Genomic DNA, 24,015 nt, shown 5'->3' on the forward strand with positions numbered 1-24,015 from the left:
CGGTGTTGTCCACCGCTGTCAGCCAGCGCGCCGCGCACGGCTGTTTGACAGCTCCGCGATCGCTCGTTCTACTTGGTTGCAAAGCCGCGCCACAAGCGGCGAGCCAGGAGGACGGTCATGGAGCGACACATTGTTGCTGCCTCATCGACGCTTGCCATGGACGCTCGTGTTGCCGTCTCGCATCGACCGCGCCGCGCCGTTGGAGGGTCCCGTTGCCGACAGGCGGCGGTGGCCGTGACGATGCTGCTGACAGCCTTGGCCGGTGACTTCGGCAGCAGCGCCAGCGCCCAGGGCTTCACCAAGGATATGCCCGCCCGGGTCGAGATGTATCCGATCCCGTCGCTGACCCTGTCCGACCGGCAGTTCCTCTCCGGCGACGACGGCGGCAAGCCGGTGACCGTCGTCGGCGAAATGCGCGTCGCGCAGGGCAGCGGCAGGCTGCCGGTGGTGGTGCTGATGCACGGCTCCGGCGGCGTCGGCGCCAACATCGCGGCGTGGAGCCGCACCTTCAATGCGATGGGGATCTCGACCTTCGCGATCGACGGCTTCACCGGGCGCGGCATCACCGCGACCAGCACCAACCAGGCCCAGCTCGGCCGGCTGAACCTGATCATGGACATCTACCGTGCGCTGGACGTGCTGGCGAAGCATCCGCGCGTCGATCCCGAGCGCATCGTGCTGATGGGCTTTTCGCGCGGCGGTCAGGCGGCGCTGTATGCGAGCCTCGAGCGCTTCCACAGGCGCTGGAACAAATCGGGGCTGCAGTTCGCCGCCTACATCCCGTTCTATCCCGACTGCTCGACGACCTATCTCGGCGACACCGACGTCGTGGCGCGGCCGATCCGGATCTTTCACGGCGGACCGGACGACTACAATCCGGTGCGGACCTGCAAGGCCTATGTCGAGCGGCTGAAGGCCGCGGGCCGCGACGTCGCGCTGACGGAATACGCGGACTCGCCGCACGGCTTCGATCTCGGCCTGCTCGGCGCCAACATGCTCGCCGTCGCGCCGAAGGCGCAGACCGTGCGCAACTGCCGCATCAAGGAGAGCGACGGCGGGATGCTGATCAATGCCGACACGCAGCAGCCCTTCACCTATCAGGACGCCTGCGTCGAGTTCGATCCGCATGTCGGCGGCAATCCGGCCACGGCCGAGGCGGCGCGCCAGGCGGTGACGGATTTCCTGCGCGCGCTGTTCAAGCTGTCGTGAGCAAAAATAGAACGATTTGGATCAATTTTTGAGGTGACAGATCGAACGTATCGGGTCTTGCTGCGTTGTCGCTCGCTTTTCGACGATGAAACGGAGCCCGATGATGCGCGCCTCTCGCCTTGCGATCCCCACTTTGCTGACCGCCCTCGCCTTGGGCGGCGCGGCCCATGCGGCGCCTGCCGCGCCGTTCCGGGGGCTGCAGGGCTCCTGGACTGGCGGCGGCGTGATCAGCTTGTCCGACGGCAACCAGGAGCGGCTGCGCTGCCGCGCGGCCTATGACGTCGGCGGCGCCGGCGAGCAGCTCCGGCTCAACATCCGCTGCGCCAGCGACAGCTACAACATCGACCTCTCCAGCGACGTCGCCTATCGCGGCGGCGAGATCTCGGGACAATGGAGCGAGTCGAGCCACAACGCGTCCGGCACGATCGAGGGCCGCGCCGTCGGCAACCGCATCGAGGCCCAGGCGCGCGGGCAGACGTTTTCCGCCGGCCTGTCGCTGACGACGCAGGGACGCCGGCAGACCGTGTCGATCCGCCCGGCGGGCACGGAGATCAGGGGCGTCGACCTGGAGCTGGCGCGGAGATAGGCCACCAACATCTCCGCGTCATTGCGAAGCGAAGCCAAGCGATCCAGAGTCCCTCGATGACTCTGGATCGTCGCGTCGCTCCTCGCGATGACGACAGTGTCTTGGTCTTCGGGGAACTCACGTTCGCCGATCCCGGATATCGCTTGCGCTCATCTAGGCTACAGCGACACCACGGCAGTTCGATTCACACCGCGCCGATGTCCTTCAGGCACGCCTGCGTCAGCGTCATCCGAGCCTCGACGTGGCGCGGCTCCGGGCAGTCCATGTTGAGCGCGAACACGGTCGGCTGATCTCCCTTGTCGACCCAGCCGACCATCCAGCCGAGCGCCCCCTGCTCCTTGCCGAGCAGTCCGGACTTGAAGTGAATGACGGCATCGCCGACCTTGGTCACGGGGATGATGTCGCGGGTCAGATCCTGGCTGCGCTTGGAGACCTGAAGGGCGCCACGCCTGAGGCGATCGATGAAATCGACCTGCTCAACGGGATCGATGCGAAGCGCGCCTGTCAGCCAGAACTGATCGATGCCTCCGCCGATGTCGTGATTGCCGTAGTCGAGCTCCTCGAGATATTTTTGCATCCGCTCGGGACCGATGCGGCGCGCGATCTCCTGATAGACCGGCACGGCGGAGACCGCGATCGCGCTGCGCAAGGTGTGATCCTTGTTCCAGGCCTCGATCGATCTCGTGACGCCATCCCATTTGAACACGTCCTTGTCGGGATCCTCGACGACGCCCGTCTCCAGCGCGATCAGCGAGTTCGCGATCTTGAAGGTCGAGGCCGGCAGCTTCGCCTCGCCGGAGCGATCGGCATCGCTGGCGATGATGAGATATTCCTCGACCTTGTACGCCAGGAACGTGCCCTTGGTGTTCTCGTCGGCGAAGCGCTTGGCGAGATCGCCGCGGATCTCGTTGCGCGGCGGTGCGACATGCGCAAGTGCGCGCGCGGGCAACAGGCTGGCGCCGGTCATCAGGGCGAGCGCGTGGCGGCGGCTCATCATGGGCATCGCAAATCTCCGTCGTCGTTCGCCCTCCCTACCACAGGGCGGTGACGACCGACGCATGACGGAGATCACAAATGCGGCGCGCTCAGCGCATCGGCCGCGACAGGTTGAGCACGAACACCAGCACCTCGGCGACGGCCTTGTAGAGCTCCTCCGGGATCTCGTCGCCGAGCTCGACATTGGAGAGCGCGCCGGCCAGCACCTCGTTCTCCTCGATCGGGATGTCGTGCGCCTTCGCGACCTCGATGATCTTGGCGCCGATCGTGCCCTTGCCCTTGGCGACGACGCGCGGCGCGCCCTGGCCCTTGTCGTAGTGCAAGGCGACGGCGAGCTGGGTCTTGTTGGCGGCCTTCACCTCGATGCTCATAGCGCGCGATCCAGGAAATGGCCGGCCCTGGGCGGCATCACGGCCGGCGGCGCGCCGTCCTGCACCACGAGATCGCCCGGCGAGAGCTCGGCACGGCTGAGGGCCTGGCTGAGGTCGGCAAGGCCGGCGCGCAGCCGCGCGGCGGTGACCGGACGCTCGGCCCACATCCGCACCGAGGTGCGCTCGGCGCTGAACGAGATCATCGCGTGCACCGGGCCGGCCGGCTCGACGTCGAGCGAGAAGCGCGCCCGCCAGACGCGCTTGGCGGCGTCCGGCGATTGCGTGCCGCCGTCGCGCGCGATCTCGAACTGCGCCATGGCCGTGCCCTGCGGGGTGGCGAAGGGAATCTCGAAGTTCCAGCGCGGCGGCGCCGGGTCGGTGCGCGCGGTCGAGGCGTCCGGGCGATCCGGCAGCGAGGCGACCTGCAGCAGGGTCTGGCGCGACAGCGCCTGGTCGGTCTCGTCGAGCAGCCGGTGCGCGATCGCCGACAGCGGCGTGTCGGGACCGAGCGTCGGCATCGCCACGGCCTGCGGCATCGGTGCAGCCCCGCGGAACGGCGGCGGCGGGGTGTTGGTGCGCACGACCATATCGGCGCGGCCGTTGGCGTTGCGTCCGGGAACGAGGCCCGCGGCGCGCGGAATCTGCTGCTGCGCTTCCTGCAGCACGGCCAGCACCGTGCCGGGCGTGAGCGACTGCGCCTTGGCGCCCGTCAGGGCCTCGATCAGCGCCGAGCCGGTGAAGCCGGCAGACGCGGCGTCGGGCCGCCCCATTCCCGTGGCCCAGGGCTGGGGCGGCAGCTCGATCTCGATGTCGGGCACCAGCGAGGGAGCGCCGCTCTGTTGCTGCGCGGCGGCGGCGCGGCCGGCCTCCGACAGCACCGAGGCATAGGAGCCACCGGGCGACGGCTGCGTCGACGCCGCCATGCCGGGCTCGGCGGTCTGCAGCACCGTCGCCAGCGTCTGGCGCAGCACGATCAGCGCCGCCTTCAGGTCGGGCGTGCCGGTGCCGGCGCTGCCATTGGCGAGCGAGGATTCCAGGAACAGGCCGGATTGCTGCACGGCGGTCTGCACATCCTCCGCGGTCAGCGCCGGCGATAGCGGGGTCTGCTGCGCCAGCACCTGGGCCACGGCGGCCCGCAAGGCCGGTGGAAGGTTCGGCGAGTCGGCGACGGCCTGGAGATCGGCGAACAATTGGCCCTGGCTGCCCTGGCGGGTCGCCGCCTCCTCGCTGGCAATCGACAATGCGAGCCGCTCCAGCCCGGTCAGCGGATCCGGCGGTGGCGGCAGCGCCGGTGCCAGCCGGCCGGTGACGTCGACGACGGTGGCGGCCGGGGTCGGGGTGCCGGTGGTGCCAGTGGCAGCACTGCCGCCCTGCCCGACGATGGCGAGCTGCAGCCCTTGCGCGGTCTGCGACACGGCGACCTGCACGGTCTGGCCGGCCTGCAGCGGCAGCTCGCTCGCGAGCTCCATCGACAGGTTTCCGATCGCGACCTGGACCAGGTTCTCGGCGAGCACCTGCTGCACCCTGGCGCTGACCAGAGCGCCGGCCTGCAGCGTGGTCGCCGCCGCCACCGTGGTTCCGGCCGGCGAGCTGCCGACGCCGCGGACGGCGCTCACGGAAGGCGACGGGGTGACACTCTGGACCATGCGCGTACTCGGGTTACGCGCACAGCCTAGCGGGTGCCCCTAAACCCGGCGTTAACCGGCCTCAGAGCGCGGCGTCGACTGCCCGGAGGATGCGGACGGCGGCCTGGTAGTCGATCTGCTTGGCGGCGCGGCGGCTCATCGCCTCCTCGTCGGCCCCCCATTGCGCGACGTTCCAGTCCTCGTCGACATGGGCTGCCGCCCAGACCTGATCGGCGTCGCGCACCCCATGCACCAGCGCCAGCGCCAGCAGCGCCGAGCCGGTCAGTGTGGTGACGACATGCGCCGCCGCCACCGTCCACGGGCCGGTCGGCAGCGCACCGCGTGCCGCCTGCACCGCTGCCTCCGACTGGGCCACATGCATGATGCCTTCGGACAGGATGAAATGCGCGCCCAGGCCGTCGCGCGCCCAGTCCAGCACCGGGTCCCAATGCTCGGCCTCGCGCGCGACCAGCCCCTCGGGATGACCGGCCCGGTAGAACAACAGGTCGGATTGGAGATATTTGGCGATGTCCTCGCGGACGTCATCGACGCGGTCGACCACCGACTGCACGACGCTGTTGGCGAACCGCGTCAGCGGCATCGTGGCGGGATCGATGTTCTCACCCTGGGCCTGCCACTCGGCGGCGACGGCCTCGGCCAGCTCCCCGGCGGGAACGATGACGACGCGCCCCGACGGTGTGCGGATCGGCCGGCCGTCGAGGGTGACGTTGAAGCCGCCCTCGGCCGCGGCGGTCCCGGCCTCCTTGTAGAAGCGCTTGCGCAGCGGCGTCCGCATCGCCTGGCGCGCCGATTCCTGCGGATCGAGCGGCGACCGGCCGACGACCTCGTCAAACAGTTCACGCATCAGAATTCCAGCCCTCTCGCGGGATGATCACACGGGATCCGTTGTTTTCGCGGTAGATAAGCCCTGTCCGCCCGAAATGCGAGCTGCCGATGCGTCCGCTGCTCTCCGCCCTCGTCCTGCTCGGCAGCGCCGTTGAGGCCGCCGCCGGCTTCCGCTCGCCGGAATCGCTGGTGCGCAACGTCTATGCGCATTACGGCCGGGGCGCGCCGGAGCTCTCCGCCGGGCTGCCGCGGACGGCCGAGACCGCGCGGCAGTTCTTCGATCCGAGCCTCGCCGGGGCCTGGGCGGCGCCGCGGCGTGAGCCCTACGATTTCCTGGTGCAGAGCCCACGCTGGAAGCTCGGCCCGGTCGCGATCTCGATCTTGCGCAAGCAGTTCGACAAGACGTATGTGGCGGCCAGCTTCGACAACCAGGGCCACCGCGTCACGCTGAACTTCATCGTCGTGAAGGGACCGGACGGCTGGGTCATCCTCGACGTTGAGACCCCGCACGATTCGCTGCGGGAGTTTTTGCGGCAGTTCCGGAATTGAGCCGCTGCGTAGCCCGATGAGCGAAGCGATATCCGTGTTACGAGAGGCCGCTCACTCCTCCGGCGCGTTCTCGATCGGGTCGAAGCGGTCGTGCTCGAGGCCGAGCAGGTTCCACGACTGCAGCATGTGCGGCGGCAGCGGCGCGGTGGCGTCGATGAATCCGCCGCGCGGATGCGGGATGACGATGCGGCGCGCCAGCAGATGCAGCCGGTTCTGCAGGCCGCCGGGCAGCGCCCAGTTCTCGATGTTGAAATATTTGGGATCGCCGACGATGGGATGGCCGATATGGGCCATGTGCGCGCGCAGCTGATGGGTGCGGCCGGTCACCGGTTTCAGCGACACCCAGGCGAGCTTGTTGGCCGAGGCCTCGACCACGGCGTAATAGGTCACGGCGTGGCTGGCGCCCTCGTCGCCATGGGCGGCGACGCGCATGATGGTGTCGTCCTCGCTCTCCTCCTTGGCAAGATAGGTGGAGATGCGGCCCTGCTTGGGCTTGGGCACGCCCGCCACCAGCGCCCAGTAGATCTTGCGCGCCGAGCGGCTGCGGAAGGCGCCGGTCAGATGCGTCGCGGCGAAGCGGGTCTTGGCGATCAGCAGGCAGCCGGAGGTCTCGCGGTCGATGCGGTGCACGAGCCGCGGCTTCTGGCCCTTGGCGTCGCGCATAACCTCCAGCATCTGGTCGATGTGGCGGGTCATGCCGGAGCCGCCCTGCACCGCGAGCCCGGCCGGCTTGTTGAGGACGAGCACGTCGTCGTCCTCGTACAAGGTCATTGCCTTGAGGCTCTCCAGCGTCTTGCGCTCGCCCTCGGTGAGGCCGGCGCGCTCCTTCGGCGCGTCCAGCTTGAGCGGCGGAATACGCACGCTCTGGCCTTCTTCAAGGCGATCCTTGGAGTCGGCGCGCTTGCCGTCGACGCGCAGCTCGCCTTTGCGGACGATGCGCTGGATGTGCGAGAACGACAGGCCGGGAAAGCGCGCCTCGAGGAAGCGGTCGACGCGCATGTTGTTCTCGTCGGCCGTGACCACCACGGTCTGCACCTTCGTCGGCAGCAGCGGCGTCTCCGGCTCGACCTTCTTCGGCGGCGGCGCCGCAGGCCTGCGCTCGGCACGCTCCGAGCTGAACCGCGCGGGCTTGCCGGCACCGGCGCGCTTGGCCGGCGGCCGCTCGCGCGGGGCGAAGCTGTCGCGGCGATCCTCTCCCTCGGCGCGCGGCGCACGGCTGCGCTCGGCCTTGCCGCGCCCGAAATCGCCGCGCGGTGCCGCCTCGCGGTCACCGGCAAAACGGTCGCGCCGCGGCCGCTCGGCATCGGGACGCTTCGCAGACTCACGCTTGGCCGCGGCGCCTGCGCTGCGGGCGGCCTCGGCCTTCGGCCGCTCGCTGCGGCGATCGGTCGGGCGATCGGATCGGGTCTGGGTTCGCTTGATACGGCGGCTCATGGCAGGTTGCGTATCGCAAAAGCCCCTGCCAGTCACGGCGAAATCGCGATAAATCCGCTTGTGAGTCGGCCGCTTGGGCCATCGATACTGATCGGAGCGAATTCGAATGACGCTCACGCGACTGGGCCTGGCGATCCTGGCAGCCACGCTGGCGACGACCGCCACGCAGGCGCAGCAGAGCCCCATGCCCGACGACATCGCCTGGAAGCTGATCGAGATCGGCCGGGTCATCGCCCCGCCGAAGACCGCCGCGATCTACACGCCGCTGCAGGCCAAGGAACCCTACACCGGCGTCAAGGTGCAGCGCGATGTGAGATACGGCACGGCCGAACGCAATCTGCTCGACGTCTTCACGCCGGATGCCGCGGCCGCGCCCCGGCCGGTGCTGATCTTCGTGCATGGCGGCGCCTTCATCGGCGGCAACAAGCGCACCACGCCGGACGGCCCGTTCTACGACAACATCATGCTGTGGGCGGTGAAGAGCGGGTTCGTCGGCGTCAACATCACCTACCGCCTGGCGCCGAAATTCTCCTGGCCTGCCGGCGTCGAGGATGTCGCCAGCGCGGTGCAATGGGTGGCCGCCCACGCCGCCGAGAACGGCGGCGATCCCGCGCGCATCTATCTGATGGGCCATTCGGCCGGCGCGGTGCACGTCGCGACCTATGTGGCGCATCCCGAATTCCACAAGGTCGCCGGCGGCGGCCTTGCGGGCGCGATCATGGCCTCGGGCGTCTACGACCTCACCGCGACGCCGCTTGGCGACCAGGAGATGGCCTATTTCGGCACCGATCCCTCGCGCTTCAAGGAGCGCTCGTCGCTGCAGGGGCTGCAAGCCTCGCCCTTGCCGCTGATGATCGTCTCCGCCGAGCTCGACCCGCCGCGCTTTGTCGAGCAGTTCGATCTGCTCAAGCAGGCCGCCTGCAAGCGACCGTCCGGCTGCGCCCGCGCGGTGATGCTGCCGCAGCACAGCCACATGTCGGAGGTGTATGCGATCAACACCGAGGACGACCGGCTGACGCGGGAGATTGCGGAGTTCGTCAAGACGGGGAAGTAGTAGCGCGCTCCCTCCACCGTCATTACCCGCAGCGAAACAATCCAGGGCGTCGCGAGGACTCGGGATTGCTTCGCTGCGCTCGCAATGACGTGGAGAGAGCATGACGCAACATAAGCAGCGCGACACGCGGTCACAGAACGAGCGGCGTCGGGGCTCCTACTCACCCCGCTCCTTCCGCAGCTTCGCCCAGTAGTCCAGCCGCTTCCTGATCTCGCGCTCGAAGCCGCGCTCGGGGGGATCGTAGAACTGCTGGCGGCCGAGGGCGTCGGGGAAGTAGTCCTGGCCCGAAAACGCGTCCGGCGCATCGTGGTCGTACTGATAGCCCGCGCCGTAGCCTTCGCCCTGCATCAGCTTGGTCGGCGCGTTCAAGATGTGCTTTGGCGGCAGCAGCGAGCCGCCCTCTTTCGCCACGCGCTTGGCGGCGCCGAACGCTTTGTAGGCGGCGTTGGATTTCGGCGCGGTGGCGACATAGATCACGGCCTGCGCGATCGCGAGCTCGCCCTCGGGTGAGCCCAAGAAGTCATAGGCATCCTTGGCGGCGTTGGCGATCACCAGCGCCTGGGGATCGGCGAGGCCGATGTCCTCCACCGCCATCCGAACGATGCGGCGAGCAAGGAACAGCGGATCCTCGCCGGCGTCGAGCATGCGGGCGAAGTAGTACAGCGCCGCATCCGGATCGGAGCCGCGCACCGATTTGTGCAGGGCCGAGATCAGGTTGTAGTGGCCGTCGGCCGATTTGTCGTAGATCGGCGCACGGCGCTGCAGGATGTCCTGCAACTGCACCGCGTTGAAGATCTCGTCCTTGCGCGCCGAGCGCCAGACTTCCTCGGCGAGCGTCAGTGCGGCGCGGCCGTCGCCGTCGGCCATGCGGATCAGCACGGCGCGCGCCTCGTCGTCGAGCGGCAGCTTGCGGCCCTCGACCGCCTCGGCGTTGCCGTAGAGCTTCTCGATCGCGGCGGCGTCGAGCGAGTGGAACACCAGCACGCGCGAACGCGACAGCAGAGCGGCGTTGAGCTCGAACGAGGGATTCTCGGTGGTCGCGCCGACCAGCACGACGGTGCCGTCCTCCATCACCGGCAGGAAAGAGTCCTGCTGCGCGCGGTTGAAGCGATGCACCTCGTCGACGAACAGCAGCGTGCCCTGCCCGGTCTCGCGTCGCGCGCGTGCCGCGTCGAAGACTTTCTTCAGGTCGGCGACGCCGGAGAACACCGCCGAGATCTGCTCGAAATGCAGCTCGGTAGCATCGGCCAGCAGCCGCGCCACCGTGGTCTTGCCGGTGCCGGGAGGGCCCCAGAAGATCAGCGAGCCCAGCGTGCGCGTCTCCAGCATGCGCGTCAGCGCGCCGTCGGGACCGAGGATGTGGTCCTGCCCGACGACGTCGGACAATTTGTGCGGGCGCAGCCGCTCCGGCAGCGGCCGCGGCGCATCGTGCTCCATCCCCGCCGCGGCGAAGAGGCTCGGGCCTCCCTGCTGGGGACGCTTCGGGCTCATCCGCCGAGCGTGACGTTGATCTGCTGGCCGCCGCGCAGCACGGTGATGCGCCAGATGCGCGCGGCCTCGCGCGACGCCTTGTCGAGGTCGGCGGTCTTGGCGATCTTCTGGTTGTTCACGGCCATGATCACGTCGCCCTTCTGGAAGCCGACATTGGCCGCGGTGGTGCCGTCGCCCGGCTCGAGCACGACCACGCCCTCGGTGTCGGCATCGAGATGCAGCTCATCGGCGACCGCCGGAGAGATGTTGGCGACCTTGGCGCCCTGGAACGGCGAGCGGCCGTTGATCACCATCTCGTTGCGTCCGGTGTCCGGCGCGGTCTCCAGCGCGACCGCGACCTTCACCGGCTTGCCGCCGCGCTGCAGCTCGATCTGCGCCGTGCCGCCGAGCGGCCGGGTCGCGAAGCGATAGTCGAACGCGTTCGGATCATCGACGGTCTGGCCGTCGATCGACACGATCAGGTCCGACGACTTGATGCCCGCCTTTGCCGCCGGGCTGTTCGCGACCACGGAGGCGACCAGCGCGCCGGTCGGCGAGCGCAGGCCGAGGCTCTCGGCGATCTCGGGCGTCACCGCCTGCAGCCGCGCGCCGAGCCACGGGCGCTTCACCGCCTTGCCGCCGCTCTTCGCCGAAGCCACGACCACGCGCACCATGTTGGCAGGGATCGCGAAGCCGATGCCCTGCGAGCCGCCGGACTTGGAATAGATCGCGGTGTTGATGCCGACGAGACGTCCGGTCATGTCCACCAGCGCGCCGCCGGAATTGCCGGGATTGATCGCGGCGTCGGTCTGGATGAAGAACTGATAGTCGGTGATCCCGACCTGCGTGCGCGCCAGCGCCGACACGATGCCGTGGGTCACGGTCTGGCCGACGCCGAAGGGATTGCCGATCGCCAGCACGACGTCGCCGACCAGGAGATCATCGGAGTTGGCGAGGTCGAGCGTCGGAAACTGCTCCTTGGTGCCCTTCAGCTTGAGCACGGCCAGATCAGTGCGGCTGTCCTTCAGCACGATCTCGGCTTCGAACTCGCGCTTGTCGGCGAGCGAGACCTTCACCTCGTCGGCGCCCTCGATCACGTGCACGTTGGTGACGACGAGACCGGACGCATCGATCATCACGCCCGAGCCGAGCGAGCGCTGCATCTGCTCCTGCGGCCCGCCCTGCAGGCCGAAGAAGCGGCGGAAGATCGGATCGTCGAGAAAGGGATTGCGGTTCTGCACCACCTTGGCGGCATAGACGTTGACGACCGCCGGCTGCACGCGCTGCACGATCGGCGCATAGGACAGCCGCAGCTCGGCCGCGGACTGCGGCACGCGCCGGTCCTGCGCCGCGAGCGGAGTGGCTGCCAGCAGAGACAGCAGCAGGACCAGTGTGGAGCGAATCAACGTCATGCGAACAATCCTGGGAAAATGACGGCTTGGATATAGGCGGAACGGCCGCCGCGGCCAAGCTCAGGCGGCCTGATGCGGCGTTTTGATGGTCTCTGCAACGGGGCCGCAGGACAGCCGTTCCTGGTGCCGCTCGCCCCAGCTCCTGAGGACCTCGATCACCGGCCGCAGGCTCTCGCCGACCTCGGACAGGGTATAGTCCACCCGCGGCGGCACCTCGGCATAGACCTTGCGAACCACCAGCCCGTCGTCCTCGAGCGCCCGCAGCTGCTTGGTCAGCATGCGCTGGGTGATGCCGGGCATCAGGCGGCGCAGCTCGCCGAAGCGCTGGCTGCCGCCCTGCAGGTGGTAGAGGATCACGCCCTTCCACTTGCCGTCGATCAGATCGAGCGTGGCTTCGACCGCGCAGCCCGGACGGCGGGTGAAATTCTTCCGTTTCATCGCGTTTTGGCCCAATAGTATCCAAACGGGGACTAGTTCCCCATTTTTACAGTACTTGCTGAAATGACGCCAGAAGGACAAACAGATCCTATCGCCAAGCCAACCAGGAGGTTGTTCATGAAGGCCGTCGGATACCAGCAGTCGCTCCCCATCACCGAGGACCGCGCGCTGTTCGACTTCGAGACCGCCAAACCCGAGCCGAAGGGACGCGACATCCGCGTCGCAGTGAAGGCGGTATCGGTCAATCCGGTCGACACCAAGGTGCGCAAGCGCGCCGCACCGCCCGCCGGCGAAACCAAGATCCTGGGCTATGACGCCGCTGGCGTGGTCGAGGCTGTCGGCCCGGACGTGAGCCTGTTCAAGCCCGGTGACGAGGTGTTCTACGCCGGCTCGATCCTGCGCCAGGGTACCAATGCCGAATTCCATCTGGTCGACGAGCGCATCGTCGGCCGCAAGCCGAAGAGCCTGTCGTTCGCCGAGGCCGCCGCCCTGCCCCTGACCTCGATCACCGCGTGGGAGCTGCTGTTCGACCGGCTCGGCGCCGTCCCCGGCAAGAGCCTCGATGACCGCACCTTGCTGATCACGGGCGCCGCCGGCGGCGTCGGCTCGATCCTGATCCAGCTGTCGCGCCGCCTCACCGGCCTGACCGTGCTCGCCACCGCCACCCGGCCCGAGTCGCGCGACTGGTGCCTGAAGCTCGGCGCCCACGCCGTGATCGACCATGGCAAGCCGATGAAGGCGCAGATCGACGCACTGAAGCTGCCGCCGGTCAGCCTCATCGCGAGCCTCACCCACACCGACCAGCACTACAAGGCGATCGCCGACTTCATGGCGCCGCAGGGCAAGTTCGGCCTGATCGACGATCCCGCCGAGTTCTCACTCGCAGCCTTCAAGGGCAAGGCGATCTCGATCCACTGGGAATCGATGTTCACGCGCTCCTCGTTCACGACGCCCGATATCATCGCGCAGCACAACCTGCTCAACGATGTCTCTGATCTCATCGACGAGGGCGTGATCCGCACCACCCTCGGCGACAACTACGGCACCATCAACGCCGCCAACCTCAAGCGCGCCCATGCGCTGATCGAGAGCAACACATCGCGCGGCAAGATCGTGCTGGAGGGGTGGGGTTAAGTAATAGCGCTCATAGGGTGGGCAAAGGCGTGGCTCAGGTCTCTCCACGTTCGAGGTCGCGGTGGCGCCGTGCCCACCATCTCGCCGGTGCGCTCGCTGACGGACGGTGGGCACGCTGCCGCCTGACGGCGGCCGCTTTGCCCACCCTACGGCACCGCTCCCCCTCAACTAACAAGCCTCATAGGTCCCAAAGCGCGATGGCCATCTTCTCCCCGCGGCGGCAACGGCGTCCGGTCGCTCATTGCCGCGCTGGTCCCCAAGCGTAGGCCTCATCGGGAGTGCTGAACGCCCTGATCACCGGCTCGGAAAAGCCGAGCGCCTCGTAGCAGTACTCACTGCCGACGAAACTGAAATGCCGGGGTCGACGGCCGACCGGATCGATCGCCTCATAGGCATTCAACAAGGCCGATTGCCCGGCCTCCTTGATATAGACGCCGCCGTCGTACACGACGGTGTCGGCGCCATGCGCCGACACCGCGTAAGCGACCTCTTCGAACCCGGCATAGATCTGGCACGCGATCTCGATGCCGTAGGCGCGCAAACCGGGCGGCGATGCCACGACGATCAGGTGAAGCACGCCGCGCCAGAGACCTTGATCGAAGACCGCAGGCGGTCGTTCGATGCCGTCGATCATCGAAGGGTAAGGACGCCATTTGATGGAAGGGTCCGGAAACAAGAAACCTCCAGGCAGATCTTGATCATGGATCATAGCGCGGCATGTAGGGGCTGCATATTCGCCCTGCATTCGATAATTCGGAGGGCCGCGAGGCCATGATGGGCGAGGACTGGCCGGCCGGGCCGATCTCCTTTAACGAAGCGTGACATTCGCATCTGGAACGGCGTCCGTGAGCAGCCTCGAGCAAGAGACCCATTCGTCCGCCGATCGCGGCCCGCGCAGCGGATCGCCGCTCGAGGTCCTCAGCATCTTCCTCAAGCTCGGCCTCACCTGCTTCGGCGGGCCGATTGCCCATATCGGCTATTTCCGCGACGAGTTCGTCGTCAGGCGAAAATGGATCGACGAGCATGCCTATGCCGATCTGGTCGGGCTGTGCCAGTTCCTGCCCGGTCCCGCCAGCAGCCAGGTCGGCTTCTCCATCGGGCTGATGCGCGCCGGCTATCTCGGTGCGCTCGCCGCCTGGACCGGCTTCACTTTGCCGTCGGCCGCCGTGCTCATCCTGTTCGCCTATGGTGCGGGCCGATTGAGTGGACCGATCGGCAGCGGCCTGCTGCACGGGCTGAAGCTGACCGCAGTCGCCATCGTCGCACAGGCGGTCTGGGGCATGGCGCGCACGCTCTGTCCCGATCGCACGCGCGCCTCGATCGCGGTCGCCGCAACGTTGATCATTCTGCTCAGTTCGGCCTCGGCCGCGCAGATCGGGGCCATCGTGCTCGGCGGACTCGCCGGCCTCTGGCTGTGCCGCGGCGAGGCGGCGCCGTCGGGACACGTCGCGATCCCGGTGTCGCGGAGCGTGGGGTTCATGGCGCTCGCGCTGTTCGTCGTCCTGTTGGCGGGACTTCCGCTGCTGCGCGGCTCAACGGGATCGACGCCGCTTGCCTTGTTCGACGCGTTCTATCGCTCCGGCGCGCTCGTGTTCGGCGGTGGACATGTGGTGCTGCCGCTGTTGCGCGAAGCCTTCGTCGGACCAGGCTGGCTGAGCGACGACGCCTTTCTCGCCGGCTACGGTGCAGCGCAGGCCGTCCCGGGCCCGCTCTTCACCTTCGCCGCCTATCTCGGCACCGTGGTCGCTCCGGAGCCGCATGAGATCATCGGGGCCGCGCTCGGTCTCCTCGGAATCTTCCTTCCGGGCATGCTGGTCCTGCTCGCCGCGCTGCCGTTCTGGGACTCGTTCCGCAAGCGCGCCGGCGCCCAGGCCATGATGCGGGGTGTCAACGCTGCGGTCGTCGGTGTGCTGGGAGCAGCCCTGTACAACCCGGTCTGGACAACCACCGTCCATAACGCGGCAGATTTTGGCATCGCGCTGGTCGGTTTCGTCCTCTTGGTCGCCTGGCGCGCGCCGCCGCTCGTCGTGGTGACGTTCAGCGCCATTGCCGGCGTCGCGGCCGCGCTGGTGTAAGCGGCGGTGCCGCCGCATCACATGTGGTTGGCAAAGCGCCGCCGAAGCGGCGCTCTGCCCCCAGCGAGCTGCCGTGCGCGGCTAATTATGCTTCTTCCAGAAGATGCGCGCGCCCTGCACGGATTGCGCGACGTTGATGCGTGCACGCTCGAACGGCGTCACCATGCCGTCGGCCTTGGCCTTGTTTTCCAGCTTCTGCACGTGGATCTGGCCGCGGACGAGCTGCTGCGCCTCCGGATAGGTCAGCCGCCCGCTCGCGATGCCATTGTAGATGCGATGTGACTGGTTGCGCTGACGCGCATCGATCAGCGGCGTGCCCGCAAGGCTTGCGCCCGACGTCAGCGCGAGCAGCAACACAGCGGCCATGATGGACTTCATTTTACTCTCCTGTGGTTGTCGTCCACCGGCGTGAAGACGTCATTGTCCGCACGGCTCCAGCGAACGGCCGCCAGGATGCGCGCGATCGGCCGTGTCGACCGTGCCCGGGCTCACACGCGGCCGTGTCGTCCGATGACGACGAATGCTGCAGTGATCGATCGTCGGGTGGAGCCGCATGTCACGCCGCGGGGGCCTCCGCAAAAAAATTGCGGCTTGCGTGAGCTGCCGGTCTTGCAAATCTCACCTTTGGGTGCATGTTCGCCGCGCACTACTTTTGAATGAATCATTTTTAACAATCATTGGCGACGCATGGCGGCGAGACCAACAGCCCATCCCAGCGCGCACATCCATGGAGACCGGCCATGAGAACGATTCAGTGGCTCATGCTCACTTTCGCGACGACCGTCACCGCAAGCGGCCTTGCCGGCGCCCTCAGCCCTGCGAGCGCCGCCCCGCCTCCGCCGGCGAAGAACTGCCCGGCCTTCGGCTGGTCGGAGGGACTTGGCAGTTATCTCAAGCCGGACGCCGCCTTCCCCACCTCCGACACCAAGACCATCCCGACGCCGGACTGCAATTTCCATCAATGGTCGTGGGAGGCGTTCGTCTGGGCGACGGCTCTGGTGAAGGATTCGGGCTCCGGCGCCGCCGTGCCGCGGTTCATGACCTTGGCGACGCCCGACGAGTTGCTCAACAACGCCGAGAATGCCGGCGCCCCACGGCCGCGCCCGCTGACCTTGGCGGCCCGTGCCCAGGTCTTCCACGGCATGGCCGGCTTCACCGAAGGCGCCGGCGCCATCGTCGAAGCCGACGGCAACATGCTGGTCGCGCAGAACGGCTATCCCGTCTACGCCTCGGTTCACATGAACCAGAGCTATTTCAACACCGCCCGCAAGAACCTGATCGCGACCGGCGGCTACCAGAGCCAGCCGGCAGATTCCTCCTTCGCCGTGGGCGATGCAGTGTTCAAGGCGACGTGGCTGCGGCTCGACCCCGGCCAGGCGCCGCCCGCGGGCGCCTATACGACCCAGGCACAGGTGCCGGTGCTGGAGAACAACGTCACCCCCGGCCTGATCACGATCCGGCCGGCGCCCGGCAAATTCGTCACGGTGACGGTGGCGCTGGTCGGCCTGCACGTCGTCGGCTACACCGAGAACCACCCTGAATTCCTGTGGGGCACGTTCGAGCTGAAGAACAACTCACCGCAGACGCCGGACAACACCTTCGCGCCCTCGGCAAGCCGCTCGGATCCGAAGAGCTATACGCTCTACAAGGGCGGCACGCCGTTCTCGCAGGTCAACATCGCAGCATCGCCCGGCGCCAACCGGCCGCAACTGCGGCTCGATCCGGCGACCCAGAAGCTGACGCCGGTGACCAACGTCGTGCTCGAAAACCAGACCGGCGGCGAGAACCAGCCCAACGGCGTCGGCAACATCTTCGCGATCACGGCGCAAGCCCAGGGCTTTCTCTCCGGCCTGAAGGGCCCGCAATCGACGTTCGCGAACTACGCCCTCGACGGCACCGTCTGGATGCTCCCCAACTCGTACAATCTGAACAGCAACCAGACCAGCGCCGTCGGCTCGGTCAATCTCGCCAACGCCACCGCCGAGACCTTCGTGCAGAACGCCGACAACACGCCGATCAAGAACGTGCTGAACTGCTTCCTGTGCCACAACCCGACGTCCTATTCGTTCCAGACGCCGCCGCCGGCCAAGCTGCCGAACCGGCTGATCGCGCTCAGCCACGTGCTGTCGATCGGCTCGCCCTACGAGGTGCCGAACTCGATCTCCGGCCGGCTCCTGATGCGGCCGGATCCGTTCAGGAAGTAGATCGACGACGCTTGCGCAGCGGTGCCGGCAACGGGGCCGCTGCCGTTTCGAGCCGATGGCAGATCTCAGGATCTGCCATCAAGCGATTGAACCGACGCCGGTTATCGGCGCGCTCCGAACCGCTGCTTGAGCGCTGGGATCAGGATGGCGCGGCAACCTGCTTCGGCTCCTGCGCTGCCTCAGCCTTCGTCTCAGCTCTGGCGACGAAGCCCTTGGCGAGGGCGTGATAGAGCCCCTCCTCGCAGATCAGGCGCGAGGTGCCGTAGGCGATCAGCGACGCCATCATCAGCGGCACCACCATGGCGTGGTTGTCGGTCATCTCGGTGACGATGACGAAGGCGGTGATCGGCGCCTGCACCACGCCGGCGAAATAGGCGACCATGCCGAGCAGCATGATCGGCGCCAGCGGCGACTGCTGGAACAGGCTGGCGACGTTGGCGCCGATGCCCGCCCCGACCGCCAGCGACGGCGCGAAGATGCCGCCGGGAATGCCGCTGATCGCGGCAAAGGTGGTGGCGAGGAATTTCAGCACGCCGAAATCGCTCGGCAGCGGCGTGCCGGTCTCCAGCGCGCCTTTCACCTGTGCATAGCCGGTGCCGTAGACCGTATCGCCCGAGGCCAGCCCGCACAGCGCGACGGCAAAGCCGCAGGCGAGCGCGAACGGCAGCGGGTGGCGTTTGATGAGGCGGCCGCCAGCGCCGGGCAGTCCGCGCGCCATGGTGATCAGGATGCGGCTGAACAGGCCGCCGGCGGCGCCGCCCAGGACCCCGCAGACGGGCACCGCCAGCCAGTCGATGCCCTTGCCGAGCGCGATCGGCGTCGTGCCGAAATAGGCGTAATTGCCCATCAGGGCCAGCGAGGTCAGGCCCGCGGCGATCACGGTGGCGATGATGAGGCTCGAGGTCCGCGTCTCGAAGGCACGACTCATCTCCTCGATGCCGAACACGATGCCGGCGAGCGGCGTGTTGAAGGCGGCCGCGACCCCGGCGGCGGCGCCGGCCAGGATCAAGCCCGGCTGCCGCCGCGGCGATAGCCGGCCGAGCGCGAACATGATGGAGGCGCCGACCTGCACTGTCGGGCCCTCGCGGCCGACCGAGCCGCCGCACAGCAGCCCCAGCAGGGTCAAGAGCACCTTGCCGATGGCGATGCGGATCGACACCAGCGGGCTGCGCGCGCTCGTGTCGGTCAGGTGCCGAGCGGCGATCGCCTGAGGGATGCCGCTGCCTTGCGCGTTCGGGAAGAAGCGCTGGGTCAGGTAGACCGACAGCGCGAAGCCGGCGGGCGTCACGATCAGTGAGGCGTAGCGTGATTTCGACAGCAGCCAGTTGAAGGCGAGCTGGGCCAGGTCGGCGAGCTCCGCCAGGGCCACGGCCGCCGCGCCCACCACCAGGCCGCCGGCCACGAACAGCACCCGCCGCTGCCAGCGCGCCGAGGTCAGCTTGAGCCAACGCTTGCGGCGGGGGGTGATGGTCAGCATGGGCGCAACGGAGTCCGTTCTCTACGCAGGTGCAGCACCCTCGACGAAAATCAGCCGGCGGTCCAGCGCCTTCCCGCGCTCGCCCAGGGCGTCGGCGTATTCGGCCGACGCATACCATTCGCGCAGCCGGGCCATCGACGGGAACTCGACGATGATGAGGGTCTTGGCCGGCGGACCGCCTTCGACCGTCTCGGAGATCCCGCCGCGGACCAGATAGCGCCCGCCATACTGCGCGATCGAGCGCGCCGCGAGCATGCGGTAGCGCTCCATCGCTTGGGCGTCGCGAACCTCGGCCTCGGAGATGACGTAAGCCGCCATGGCCGGCCTCAGGCGATGGTGTCGAGGATGCCGCCCTCGGCGCGTAGCGCGGCTCCGTTGGTGGCGGAGGCCTGCTGCGAGGCGGCATAGACGACCATGCTGGCGATCTCGTCGACGCTGGCGAAGCGCTGCAGCAGCGAGGCCGGCCGGTGCTGCTTGACGAAGGACGAGGCCGCCTCCTCCTCCGACTGGCCGTTCTGGCGGGCGAGATCCTTGACGAAGGTCTCGACGCCCTCCGACATCGTCGGACCCGGCAGCACCGCGTTGACCGTGACGCCGGTGCCGCGGGTCAGCTTGGCAAGCCCGCGCGAGATCGCGAGTTGGGCGGTCTTGGTCGTGCCGTAGTGGATCATCTCGGTCGGAATGTTCACCCCGGACTCCGAGGAAATGAAGATGATGCGGCCCCAGTTGCGCTTCAGCATGCCCTGCATGTAGGCGCGTGCCATGCGCACGCCGGACATCACGTTGGTCTCGAAGAAGCGGCTCCAATCCTCGTCGGGAATGTCGAAGAAGTCCTTGGGCTCGAAGATGCCGGCATTGTTGACGAGGATGTCGACCTCGGGGAGCGCGGTGACGATGGCGTTGCAGCCGTCGATCCGAGCGACGTCGCCGACGACGCCGCGCAGGCTGGCGGCAGGGACAAGCTGCTTGAGCTTCGCGACCGCCTCATCGACCCGGGCTTGGCTGCGACCATTGACGACGACCTCCGCGCCTGCCGCGGCAAGCCCCTTGGCGATGGCAAAACCGATGCCGGCGGTCGAACCCGTGACGAGGGCGGTCTTTCCCGAGAGGTCGATGTGCATGAGCAGCTCTCCGTTGTGCTGAAGCAACGGATGTGGGGCGTCGTCGCGCCAACGCAACGCAGAGCTGATCCTCGAGAAGAACGGTGAATGGCGCGCGCAAATGCCGCCGGCGGCCTCCGTAGGGTGAGCAAAGCGGCCGCCGAAGGCGGCGGCGGGCCCACCATCGATCGACGAATTCTCGGTGAGATGGCGGGCGCGGCGCCGCCAAGAGCACGTGCGAGGCGACGGCGTCGACCCGTCTTTGCCCACCCTAGAAGCGACCACCCTCAAACGAAAACGGCGCCCGAAGGCGCCGTTCTGAAAACTCGGGTCGGATCGCCGCTTACGCGGCTTCCGAGGTCTCCTGCACCGGGCCGGAATCCTGCCCCTTGGCATCGACGTCGCGGTCGACGAACTCGATCACGGCCATCGCGGCGTTGTCGCCGTAGCGGAAGCCGGCCTTGATGATGCGGGTGTAGCCGCCGTTGCGGTCCTTGTAGCGGGGCGCCAGCACGTCGAACAGCTTCTTGACCTGGTCGACGTCGCGCATCTCGGCGATCGCCTGACGGCGCAGCGCGAGTCCGCCCTTCTTGCCGAGGGTGACGAGCTTCTCGACGATCGGCCGCAGCTCCTTGGCCTTCGGCAGCGTGGTGACGATCTGCTCGTGCTTGATCAGCGCGGCGCACATGTTGGCGAACATCGCCTTGCGGTGCTCGGCGGTGCGGTTGAGCTTCCGATGAACCTTGCCGTGACGCATAGTGTTAGTCCTTCATTTCAATCTGCCGCGACGGTTCGTCGGACATGTTGCTCAGGTGGGCTGCCTGCGTTCGCCCGGGTGGTTACGGTGGCGGGTAGGACCCTACCCGCCCGCCGCTCAGTAGTGATCCTCGAAGCGCTTGGCCAGCTCGTCGATGTTCTCCGGCGGCCAGCCGGGCACTTCCATGCCGAGATGCAGACCCATCTGGGCCAGCACTTCCTTGATCTCGTTCAGCGATTTGCGGCCGAAGTTCGGGGTGCGCAGCATTTCCGCTTCCGACTTCTGCACGAGGTCGCCGATATAGACGATGTTGTCGTTCTTCAGGCAGTTCGCCGAACGCACCGACAGCTCGAGCTCGTCCACCTTCTTGAGGAAGGCCGGGTTGAAGGCGAGGTCCGGGATGATCTCCTGAGCGACTTCCTTGCGCGGCTCTTCGAAGTTGACGAACACGTTGAGCTGATCCTGCAGGATGCGCGCGGCATAGGCCACCGCGTCCTCCGGCGAGATCGCGCCGTTGGTCTCGATCGTCATGGTCAGCTTGTCGTAGTCGAGGATCTGGCCCTCGCGGGTGTTCTCGACCTTGTAGGAGACCTTGCGGACCGGAGAGAACAGGCTGTCGACCGGGATCAGGCCGATCGGCGCGTCCTCGGGACGGTTACGATCGGCGGCGACATAGCCCTTGCCGGTCGCGACCGTGAACTCCATGCGGATCTCGGCGCCCTCGTCCAGAGTGCAGAGCTGCAGGTCGGGGTTCAGAACGACGATATCGCCGACGGTCTGGATGTCGCCGGCGGTGACCGCGCCCGGACCCTGCTTCTTCACGACCATCCGCTTCGGGCCTTCGCCCTGCATCTTGATCGCGATGTCCTTGATGTTCAGCACGATGTCGGTGACGTCCTCGCGGACACCGGCGATCGAGGAGAACTCGTGCAGCACGCCGTCGATGTGCACCGACTGCACAGCGGCGCCCTGCAGCGACGACAGCAGGATGCGGCGCAGCGCATTGCCGAGCGTCTGGCCGAAACCGCGCTCCAGCGGCTCGGCAACCACGGTGGCGAAACGGGTCGCGTCGGAGCCCGGCGTGACCTGGAGCTTGTTCGGCCGAATCAATTCTTGCCAATTCTTCTGGATCGTCACTGTTTCACCCATGGGCCAGTCATGGGATCTGACTGACTGGCGTTGGAGAACCGCGCTTCAGATCGCGGCAGTCGAAATGTCTCAAAAGCACGACGAGGCGGACATGCTGTCCGCCTCTTTCAGATTAGACGCGCCGACGCTTGCGCGGGCGGCAACCATTGTGCGGGATCGTCGTCACGTCGCGGATCGAGGTGACGGTGAAACCCGCAGCCTGCAGCGCACGGAGCGCCGATTCACGGCCGGAGCCAGGGCCGGCAACCTCGACCTCGAGGGTGCGCATGCCGTGTTCCTGAGCCTTCTTGGACACGTCCTCCGCCGCGACCTGCGCGGCATACGGGGTCGACTTGCGCGATCCCTTGAACCCCATCGTGCCGGCCGACGACCAGGCAATGGTGTTGCCCTGCGCATCGGTGATGGTGATGGTGGTGTTGTTGAACGACGAATTCACGTGGGCGACGCCGGAGGCGATGTTCTTGCGCTCACGACGGCGGACGCGTGCGGCTTCCTTGGCCATATAAGTACCTTTCTCGAGATCTCAACGCCGCCGTAGTGCCAGCGGCTACACCAGAAAGGCGAATGGTGAATAGCGAGTAGCGAATAGGGATCACCCCTATCCGCCACCCGCCATCAGCAGTTCGCCAGATTACTTCTTCTTGCCGGCAATCGCCTTGGCCGGTCCCTTGCGCGTGCGCGCATTGGTGTGGGTGCGCTGGCCGCGCACCGGCAGACCGCGGCGATGGCGCAGGCCGCGATAGCAGCCGAGGTCCATCAGACGCTTGATGTTGATGCCGGTCTCGCGCCGCAGGTCGCCCTCGACGACGTAGTCGCGGTCGATGATTTCGCGGATCTGCAGGACTTCCTGGTCGCTCAACTGGTTGACGCGACGATCCTCGGCGATCTTGACCTTGTCAATGATCTCGCCCGCGATCTTCGGGCCGATGCCATGGATATACTGGAGCGCGATCAGAACGCGCTTGTTGGTCGGGATGTTGACACCGGCAATACGGGCCACGGACTTCTCTCCTGTCACCGATCCCAGGATGGACCGGCCTTCGTTCTCGCTATCTCGGGCAGGCGTCCGCAAACGCGAACAAGACGCCCACCCCTCGATTCGTGGGGCCCGGCATCTTTGGAAAACCATCCGACTTGGATGCGGGCTTATTAATGGATTCACACGGCGGTCGTCAACCGCCCCTACAAGATTCGATCACCTCTTGGCGCGCTTTTTTGCAGCCTTTGCAGAGGTTTTCCGGGTTCCCTTGGCCGCCTTGGCAGCGAGCTTGGGAGCCTTCTTCGAGGCCTTGGAGGCTTTCTTGGGGGCCGCCTTTGCTCCCTTTTTGGCTGTCTTTGCGGCCTTTTTCGTCGGCGCAGGCGCCTTCGGAGCCTTTTTAGCGACCTTCTTGGCCGATTTGGCCGGCGCGGTCTTCCCCGCAGCCTTGGCACTGCGCTTGGCCGGGCTCGCCTTCTTCGCCGCCCGGCTGCCGCCGGTGTTACCGACGGCGGCCAGGATCCGTCCGATCTCCTCGGTGACCTGCTCGATCGGCATCATGCCGTCGACGGTCGCCAGCATCCGGTGGTCCGAATAATAGTGGATCAGAGGCTCGGTCTGGTCGCGGTAGCTGGCCAGGCGCTTGGTCAGGACCTCCGGCGTATCATCGGCCCGCACAGCCTCGCCGCGCGCGCGGGTCTCGGCGGCCCGGCGCTCGACGCGCTCAAGCAGCACGCCCTCATTGACCCGGAGCTCGATCACCGCGTCGAGCTTCATCTGCTTCTGCTTCAGCAGCGCATCCAGCGCCTCGGCCTGCGGCACCGTGCGCGGGAAGCCGTCAAGGATGAAGCCATTGGCGGCGTCCGGCTGCTCGATCCGGTCCGCGATGATGCCGACCACGACCTCGTCAGGCACCAGACCGCCCGCCGCCATGATGTCCTTGGCCTTGAGCCCGATCGGCGTCTGAGCGGCGACCGCGGCGCGCAGCATGTCGCCGGTCGACAGCTGAACGATGCCGTATTGCTGGACCAGGCGCTGCGCCTGCGTCCCCTTGCCCGAACCGGGCGGCCCCAGAAGAATGAGTCTCATCGAATTTCGCCCCCCGGCACACGGTGAGCGACCCTCCCGCACACCTTGTTCTTGGCTTGGTGGT

General features: G+C 67.3%; 25 protein-coding genes. 7 read left to right on the top strand and 18 right to left on the bottom strand.

Annotated features, from left to right (window positions below; genetic code table 11):
- Positions 1 to 240 precede the first annotated feature (240 nt).
- Together ACQR1F_RS09095 and ACQR1F_RS09100 are read left to right on the top strand one after the other, a co-directional pair.
- The gene (locus tag ACQR1F_RS09095) at positions 241 to 1,209 is read left to right on the top strand and encodes a dienelactone hydrolase family protein (RefSeq protein ID WP_434884223.1); all 969 of its coding nucleotides are present in this window, start codon (positions 241 to 243) and stop codon (positions 1,207 to 1,209) included.
- A 100-nt stretch (positions 1,210 to 1,309) separates the two neighbouring features.
- Positions 1,310 to 1,795, top strand: coding sequence for a hypothetical protein (locus tag ACQR1F_RS09100; RefSeq protein ID WP_434912890.1), 486 nt, complete (start codon positions 1,310 to 1,312; stop codon positions 1,793 to 1,795).
- 184 nt (positions 1,796 to 1,979) lie between these two features.
- On the opposite strand, the gene blaOXA is transcribed toward ACQR1F_RS09100, so the two are convergent.
- From blaOXA to ACQR1F_RS09120, 4 genes are all read right to left on the bottom strand, one after another.
- A complete protein-coding gene (gene blaOXA / locus ACQR1F_RS09105) occupies positions 1,980 to 2,798 on the bottom strand; it encodes an OXA-1091 family oxacillin-hydrolyzing class D beta-lactamase (RefSeq protein ID WP_434912891.1) in 819 nt (272 codons plus the stop codon).
- A gap of 82 nt (positions 2,799 to 2,880) precedes the next feature.
- On the bottom strand, positions 2,881 to 3,162 hold the full coding sequence (locus ACQR1F_RS09110; RefSeq protein WP_315714536.1) for an EscU/YscU/HrcU family type III secretion system export apparatus switch protein: 282 nt from the start codon (positions 3,160 to 3,162) through the stop codon (positions 2,881 to 2,883).
- On the bottom strand, positions 3,159 to 4,808 hold the full coding sequence (locus tag ACQR1F_RS09115; protein ID WP_434912892.1) for a flagellar hook-length control protein FliK: 1,650 nt from the start codon (positions 4,806 to 4,808) through the stop codon (positions 3,159 to 3,161). The genes ACQR1F_RS09110 and ACQR1F_RS09115 overlap by 4 nt, the downstream gene beginning before the upstream one ends.
- A gap of 61 nt (positions 4,809 to 4,869) precedes the next feature.
- Entirely contained in the window at positions 4,870 to 5,652 is a 783-nt protein-coding gene (locus ACQR1F_RS09120) for an ATP12 family chaperone protein (protein ID WP_434912893.1), read from the bottom strand.
- Positions 5,653 to 5,741: 89 nt separating this feature from the next.
- On the opposite strand from ACQR1F_RS09120, the gene ACQR1F_RS09125 reads away from it, so the two are divergent.
- On the top strand, positions 5,742 to 6,182 hold the full coding sequence (locus ACQR1F_RS09125; RefSeq protein ID WP_315800954.1) for a hypothetical protein: 441 nt from the start codon (positions 5,742 to 5,744) through the stop codon (positions 6,180 to 6,182).
- 51 nt (positions 6,183 to 6,233) lie between these two features.
- Here ACQR1F_RS09125 and ACQR1F_RS09130 read toward each other — a convergent pair whose 3' ends face one another.
- A complete protein-coding gene (locus tag ACQR1F_RS09130) occupies positions 6,234 to 7,616 on the bottom strand; it encodes an RluA family pseudouridine synthase (RefSeq protein WP_434874595.1) in 1,383 nt (460 codons plus the stop codon).
- Positions 7,617 to 7,722: 106 nt separating this feature from the next.
- Here ACQR1F_RS09130 and ACQR1F_RS09135 point away from each other — a divergent pair, with 106 nt between their 5' ends.
- The gene (locus ACQR1F_RS09135) at positions 7,723 to 8,670 is read left to right on the top strand and encodes an alpha/beta hydrolase (RefSeq protein ID WP_434838342.1); all 948 of its coding nucleotides are present in this window, start codon (positions 7,723 to 7,725) and stop codon (positions 8,668 to 8,670) included.
- Between the two features lie 156 nt (positions 8,671 to 8,826).
- On the opposite strand, the gene ACQR1F_RS09140 is transcribed toward ACQR1F_RS09135, so the two are convergent.
- From ACQR1F_RS09140 to ACQR1F_RS09150, 3 genes are read right to left on the bottom strand one after another with little or no spacing between them, the layout of a single operon-like run.
- On the bottom strand, positions 8,827 to 10,161 hold the full coding sequence (locus tag ACQR1F_RS09140; protein ID WP_434912894.1) for a replication-associated recombination protein A: 1,335 nt from the start codon (positions 10,159 to 10,161) through the stop codon (positions 8,827 to 8,829).
- Positions 10,158 to 11,552 carry a DegQ family serine endoprotease gene (locus ACQR1F_RS09145; RefSeq protein ID WP_315800958.1) on the bottom strand — a complete coding sequence of 465 codons (1,395 nt, stop codon included), beginning with the start codon at positions 11,550 to 11,552 and terminating at the stop codon, positions 10,158 to 10,160. The genes ACQR1F_RS09140 and ACQR1F_RS09145 overlap by 4 nt, the downstream gene beginning before the upstream one ends.
- Before the next feature lie 60 nt (positions 11,553 to 11,612).
- The gene (locus ACQR1F_RS09150) at positions 11,613 to 11,990 is read right to left on the bottom strand and encodes a winged helix-turn-helix transcriptional regulator (protein WP_431334774.1); all 378 of its coding nucleotides are present in this window, start codon (positions 11,988 to 11,990) and stop codon (positions 11,613 to 11,615) included.
- A 117-nt stretch (positions 11,991 to 12,107) separates the two neighbouring features.
- On the opposite strand from ACQR1F_RS09150, the gene ACQR1F_RS09155 reads away from it, so the two are divergent.
- Positions 12,108 to 13,124 carry a zinc-binding alcohol dehydrogenase family protein gene (locus ACQR1F_RS09155; RefSeq protein ID WP_434912895.1) on the top strand — a complete coding sequence of 339 codons (1,017 nt, stop codon included), beginning with the start codon at positions 12,108 to 12,110 and terminating at the stop codon, positions 13,122 to 13,124.
- A 238-nt stretch (positions 13,125 to 13,362) separates the two neighbouring features.
- Here ACQR1F_RS09155 and ACQR1F_RS09160 read toward each other — a convergent pair whose 3' ends face one another.
- On the bottom strand, positions 13,363 to 13,758 hold the full coding sequence (locus ACQR1F_RS09160; RefSeq protein WP_315800961.1) for a hypothetical protein: 396 nt from the start codon (positions 13,756 to 13,758) through the stop codon (positions 13,363 to 13,365).
- A gap of 211 nt (positions 13,759 to 13,969) precedes the next feature.
- Between ACQR1F_RS09160 and chrA the strand changes: the two genes are divergently transcribed.
- A complete protein-coding gene (gene chrA, locus ACQR1F_RS09165; protein WP_434912896.1) occupies positions 13,970 to 15,199 on the top strand; it encodes a chromate efflux transporter in 1,230 nt (409 codons plus the stop codon).
- Positions 15,200 to 15,280: 81 nt separating this feature from the next.
- Here the strand turns inward: chrA and ACQR1F_RS09170 are convergent, their stop codons facing one another.
- Complete coding sequence (locus ACQR1F_RS09170) at positions 15,281 to 15,577, bottom strand: hypothetical protein (RefSeq protein WP_434912897.1); 297 nt, start codon at positions 15,575 to 15,577, stop codon at positions 15,281 to 15,283.
- 362 nt (positions 15,578 to 15,939) lie between these two features.
- Between ACQR1F_RS09170 and ACQR1F_RS09175 the strand changes: the two genes are divergently transcribed.
- A complete protein-coding gene (locus tag ACQR1F_RS09175; protein WP_434884233.1) occupies positions 15,940 to 17,403 on the top strand; it encodes a hypothetical protein in 1,464 nt (487 codons plus the stop codon).
- A gap of 139 nt (positions 17,404 to 17,542) precedes the next feature.
- Here the strand turns inward: ACQR1F_RS09175 and ACQR1F_RS09180 are convergent, their stop codons facing one another.
- From ACQR1F_RS09180 to ACQR1F_RS09215, 8 genes are all read right to left on the bottom strand, one after another.
- Positions 17,543 to 18,880 (bottom strand): chloride channel protein, encoded by a 1,338-nt coding sequence (locus ACQR1F_RS09180; protein WP_315800965.1) that lies wholly within the window; start codon positions 18,878 to 18,880, stop codon positions 17,543 to 17,545.
- A 21-nt stretch (positions 18,881 to 18,901) separates the two neighbouring features.
- Positions 18,902 to 19,198, bottom strand: coding sequence for a DUF1330 domain-containing protein (locus ACQR1F_RS09185; protein ID WP_316216042.1), 297 nt, complete (start codon positions 19,196 to 19,198; stop codon positions 18,902 to 18,904).
- 8 nt (positions 19,199 to 19,206) lie between these two features.
- Positions 19,207 to 20,001 (bottom strand): SDR family NAD(P)-dependent oxidoreductase, encoded by a 795-nt coding sequence (locus tag ACQR1F_RS09190; protein ID WP_434912898.1) that lies wholly within the window; start codon positions 19,999 to 20,001, stop codon positions 19,207 to 19,209.
- Between the two features lie 322 nt (positions 20,002 to 20,323).
- Positions 20,324 to 20,737, bottom strand: a complete 414-nt coding sequence (gene rplQ / locus ACQR1F_RS09195) for a 50S ribosomal protein L17 (RefSeq protein ID WP_006611863.1) — start codon at positions 20,735 to 20,737, stop codon at positions 20,324 to 20,326.
- Between the two features lie 117 nt (positions 20,738 to 20,854).
- On the bottom strand, positions 20,855 to 21,886 hold the full coding sequence (locus tag ACQR1F_RS09200; protein ID WP_315800968.1) for a DNA-directed RNA polymerase subunit alpha: 1,032 nt from the start codon (positions 21,884 to 21,886) through the stop codon (positions 20,855 to 20,857).
- Positions 21,887 to 21,998: 112 nt separating this feature from the next.
- On the bottom strand, positions 21,999 to 22,388 hold the full coding sequence (gene rpsK / locus ACQR1F_RS09205; RefSeq protein WP_006611861.1) for a 30S ribosomal protein S11: 390 nt from the start codon (positions 22,386 to 22,388) through the stop codon (positions 21,999 to 22,001).
- 129 nt (positions 22,389 to 22,517) lie between these two features.
- The gene (gene rpsM, locus ACQR1F_RS09210) at positions 22,518 to 22,886 is read right to left on the bottom strand and encodes a 30S ribosomal protein S13 (RefSeq protein ID WP_315714555.1); all 369 of its coding nucleotides are present in this window, start codon (positions 22,884 to 22,886) and stop codon (positions 22,518 to 22,520) included.
- Positions 22,887 to 23,081: 195 nt separating this feature from the next.
- Positions 23,082 to 23,951 (bottom strand): adenylate kinase, encoded by an 870-nt coding sequence (locus tag ACQR1F_RS09215; protein WP_316177111.1) that lies wholly within the window; start codon positions 23,949 to 23,951, stop codon positions 23,082 to 23,084.
- Between the last annotated feature and the right edge of the window lie 64 nt (positions 23,952 to 24,015).

The sequence above is a fragment of the Bradyrhizobium sp. HKCCYLS3013 genome (genome assembly GCF_051167615.1).
Lineage (GTDB): Bacteria > Pseudomonadota > Alphaproteobacteria > Rhizobiales > Xanthobacteraceae > Bradyrhizobium.

What these genes read in the sequence shown, in the direction of transcription:
- ACQR1F_RS09095 (WP_434884223.1), top strand. Translation starts at nt 241, where the DNA reads ATGCTGCTGACAGCCTTGGCCGGTGACTTCGGCAGCAGCGCCAGCGCC.
- ACQR1F_RS09100 (WP_434912890.1), top strand. Translation starts at nt 1,310, where the DNA reads ATGATGCGCGCCTCTCGCCTTGCGATCCCCACTTTGCTGACCGCCCTC.
- blaOXA (WP_434912891.1), bottom strand. Translation starts at nt 2,798, where the DNA reads ATGCCCATGATGAGCCGCCGCCACGCGCTCGCCCTGATGACCGGCGCC.
- ACQR1F_RS09110 (WP_315714536.1), bottom strand. Translation starts at nt 3,162, where the DNA reads ATGAGCATCGAGGTGAAGGCCGCCAACAAGACCCAGCTCGCCGTCGCC.
- ACQR1F_RS09115 (WP_434912892.1), bottom strand. Translation starts at nt 4,808, where the DNA reads ATGGTCCAGAGTGTCACCCCGTCGCCTTCCGTGAGCGCCGTCCGCGGC.
- ACQR1F_RS09120 (WP_434912893.1), bottom strand. Translation starts at nt 5,652, where the DNA reads ATGCGTGAACTGTTTGACGAGGTCGTCGGCCGGTCGCCGCTCGATCCG.
- ACQR1F_RS09125 (WP_315800954.1), top strand. Translation starts at nt 5,742, where the DNA reads ATGCGTCCGCTGCTCTCCGCCCTCGTCCTGCTCGGCAGCGCCGTTGAG.
- ACQR1F_RS09130 (WP_434874595.1), bottom strand. Translation starts at nt 7,616, where the DNA reads ATGAGCCGCCGTATCAAGCGAACCCAGACCCGATCCGATCGCCCGACC.
- ACQR1F_RS09135 (WP_434838342.1), top strand. Translation starts at nt 7,723, where the DNA reads ATGACGCTCACGCGACTGGGCCTGGCGATCCTGGCAGCCACGCTGGCG.
- ACQR1F_RS09140 (WP_434912894.1), bottom strand. Translation starts at nt 10,161, where the DNA reads ATGAGCCCGAAGCGTCCCCAGCAGGGAGGCCCGAGCCTCTTCGCCGCG.
- ACQR1F_RS09145 (WP_315800958.1), bottom strand. Translation starts at nt 11,552, where the DNA reads ATGACGTTGATTCGCTCCACACTGGTCCTGCTGCTGTCTCTGCTGGCA.
- ACQR1F_RS09150 (WP_431334774.1), bottom strand. Translation starts at nt 11,990, where the DNA reads ATGAAACGGAAGAATTTCACCCGCCGTCCGGGCTGCGCGGTCGAAGCC.
- ACQR1F_RS09155 (WP_434912895.1), top strand. Translation starts at nt 12,108, where the DNA reads ATGAAGGCCGTCGGATACCAGCAGTCGCTCCCCATCACCGAGGACCGC.
- ACQR1F_RS09160 (WP_315800961.1), bottom strand. Translation starts at nt 13,758, where the DNA reads ATGATCGACGGCATCGAACGACCGCCTGCGGTCTTCGATCAAGGTCTC.
- ACQR1F_RS09170 (WP_434912897.1), bottom strand. Translation starts at nt 15,577, where the DNA reads ATGAAGTCCATCATGGCCGCTGTGTTGCTGCTCGCGCTGACGTCGGGC.
- ACQR1F_RS09175 (WP_434884233.1), top strand. Translation starts at nt 15,940, where the DNA reads ATGAGAACGATTCAGTGGCTCATGCTCACTTTCGCGACGACCGTCACC.
- ACQR1F_RS09180 (WP_315800965.1), bottom strand. Translation starts at nt 18,880, where the DNA reads ATGCTGACCATCACCCCCCGCCGCAAGCGTTGGCTCAAGCTGACCTCG.
- ACQR1F_RS09185 (WP_316216042.1), bottom strand. Translation starts at nt 19,198, where the DNA reads ATGGCGGCTTACGTCATCTCCGAGGCCGAGGTTCGCGACGCCCAAGCG.
- ACQR1F_RS09190 (WP_434912898.1), bottom strand. Translation starts at nt 20,001, where the DNA reads ATGCACATCGACCTCTCGGGAAAGACCGCCCTCGTCACGGGTTCGACC.
- rplQ (WP_006611863.1), bottom strand. Translation starts at nt 20,737, where the DNA reads ATGCGTCACGGCAAGGTTCATCGGAAGCTCAACCGCACCGCCGAGCAC.
- ACQR1F_RS09200 (WP_315800968.1), bottom strand. Translation starts at nt 21,886, where the DNA reads ATGGGTGAAACAGTGACGATCCAGAAGAATTGGCAAGAATTGATTCGG.
- rpsK (WP_006611861.1), bottom strand. Translation starts at nt 22,388, where the DNA reads ATGGCCAAGGAAGCCGCACGCGTCCGCCGTCGTGAGCGCAAGAACATC.
- ACQR1F_RS09215 (WP_316177111.1), bottom strand. Translation starts at nt 23,951, where the DNA reads ATGAGACTCATTCTTCTGGGGCCGCCCGGTTCGGGCAAGGGGACGCAG.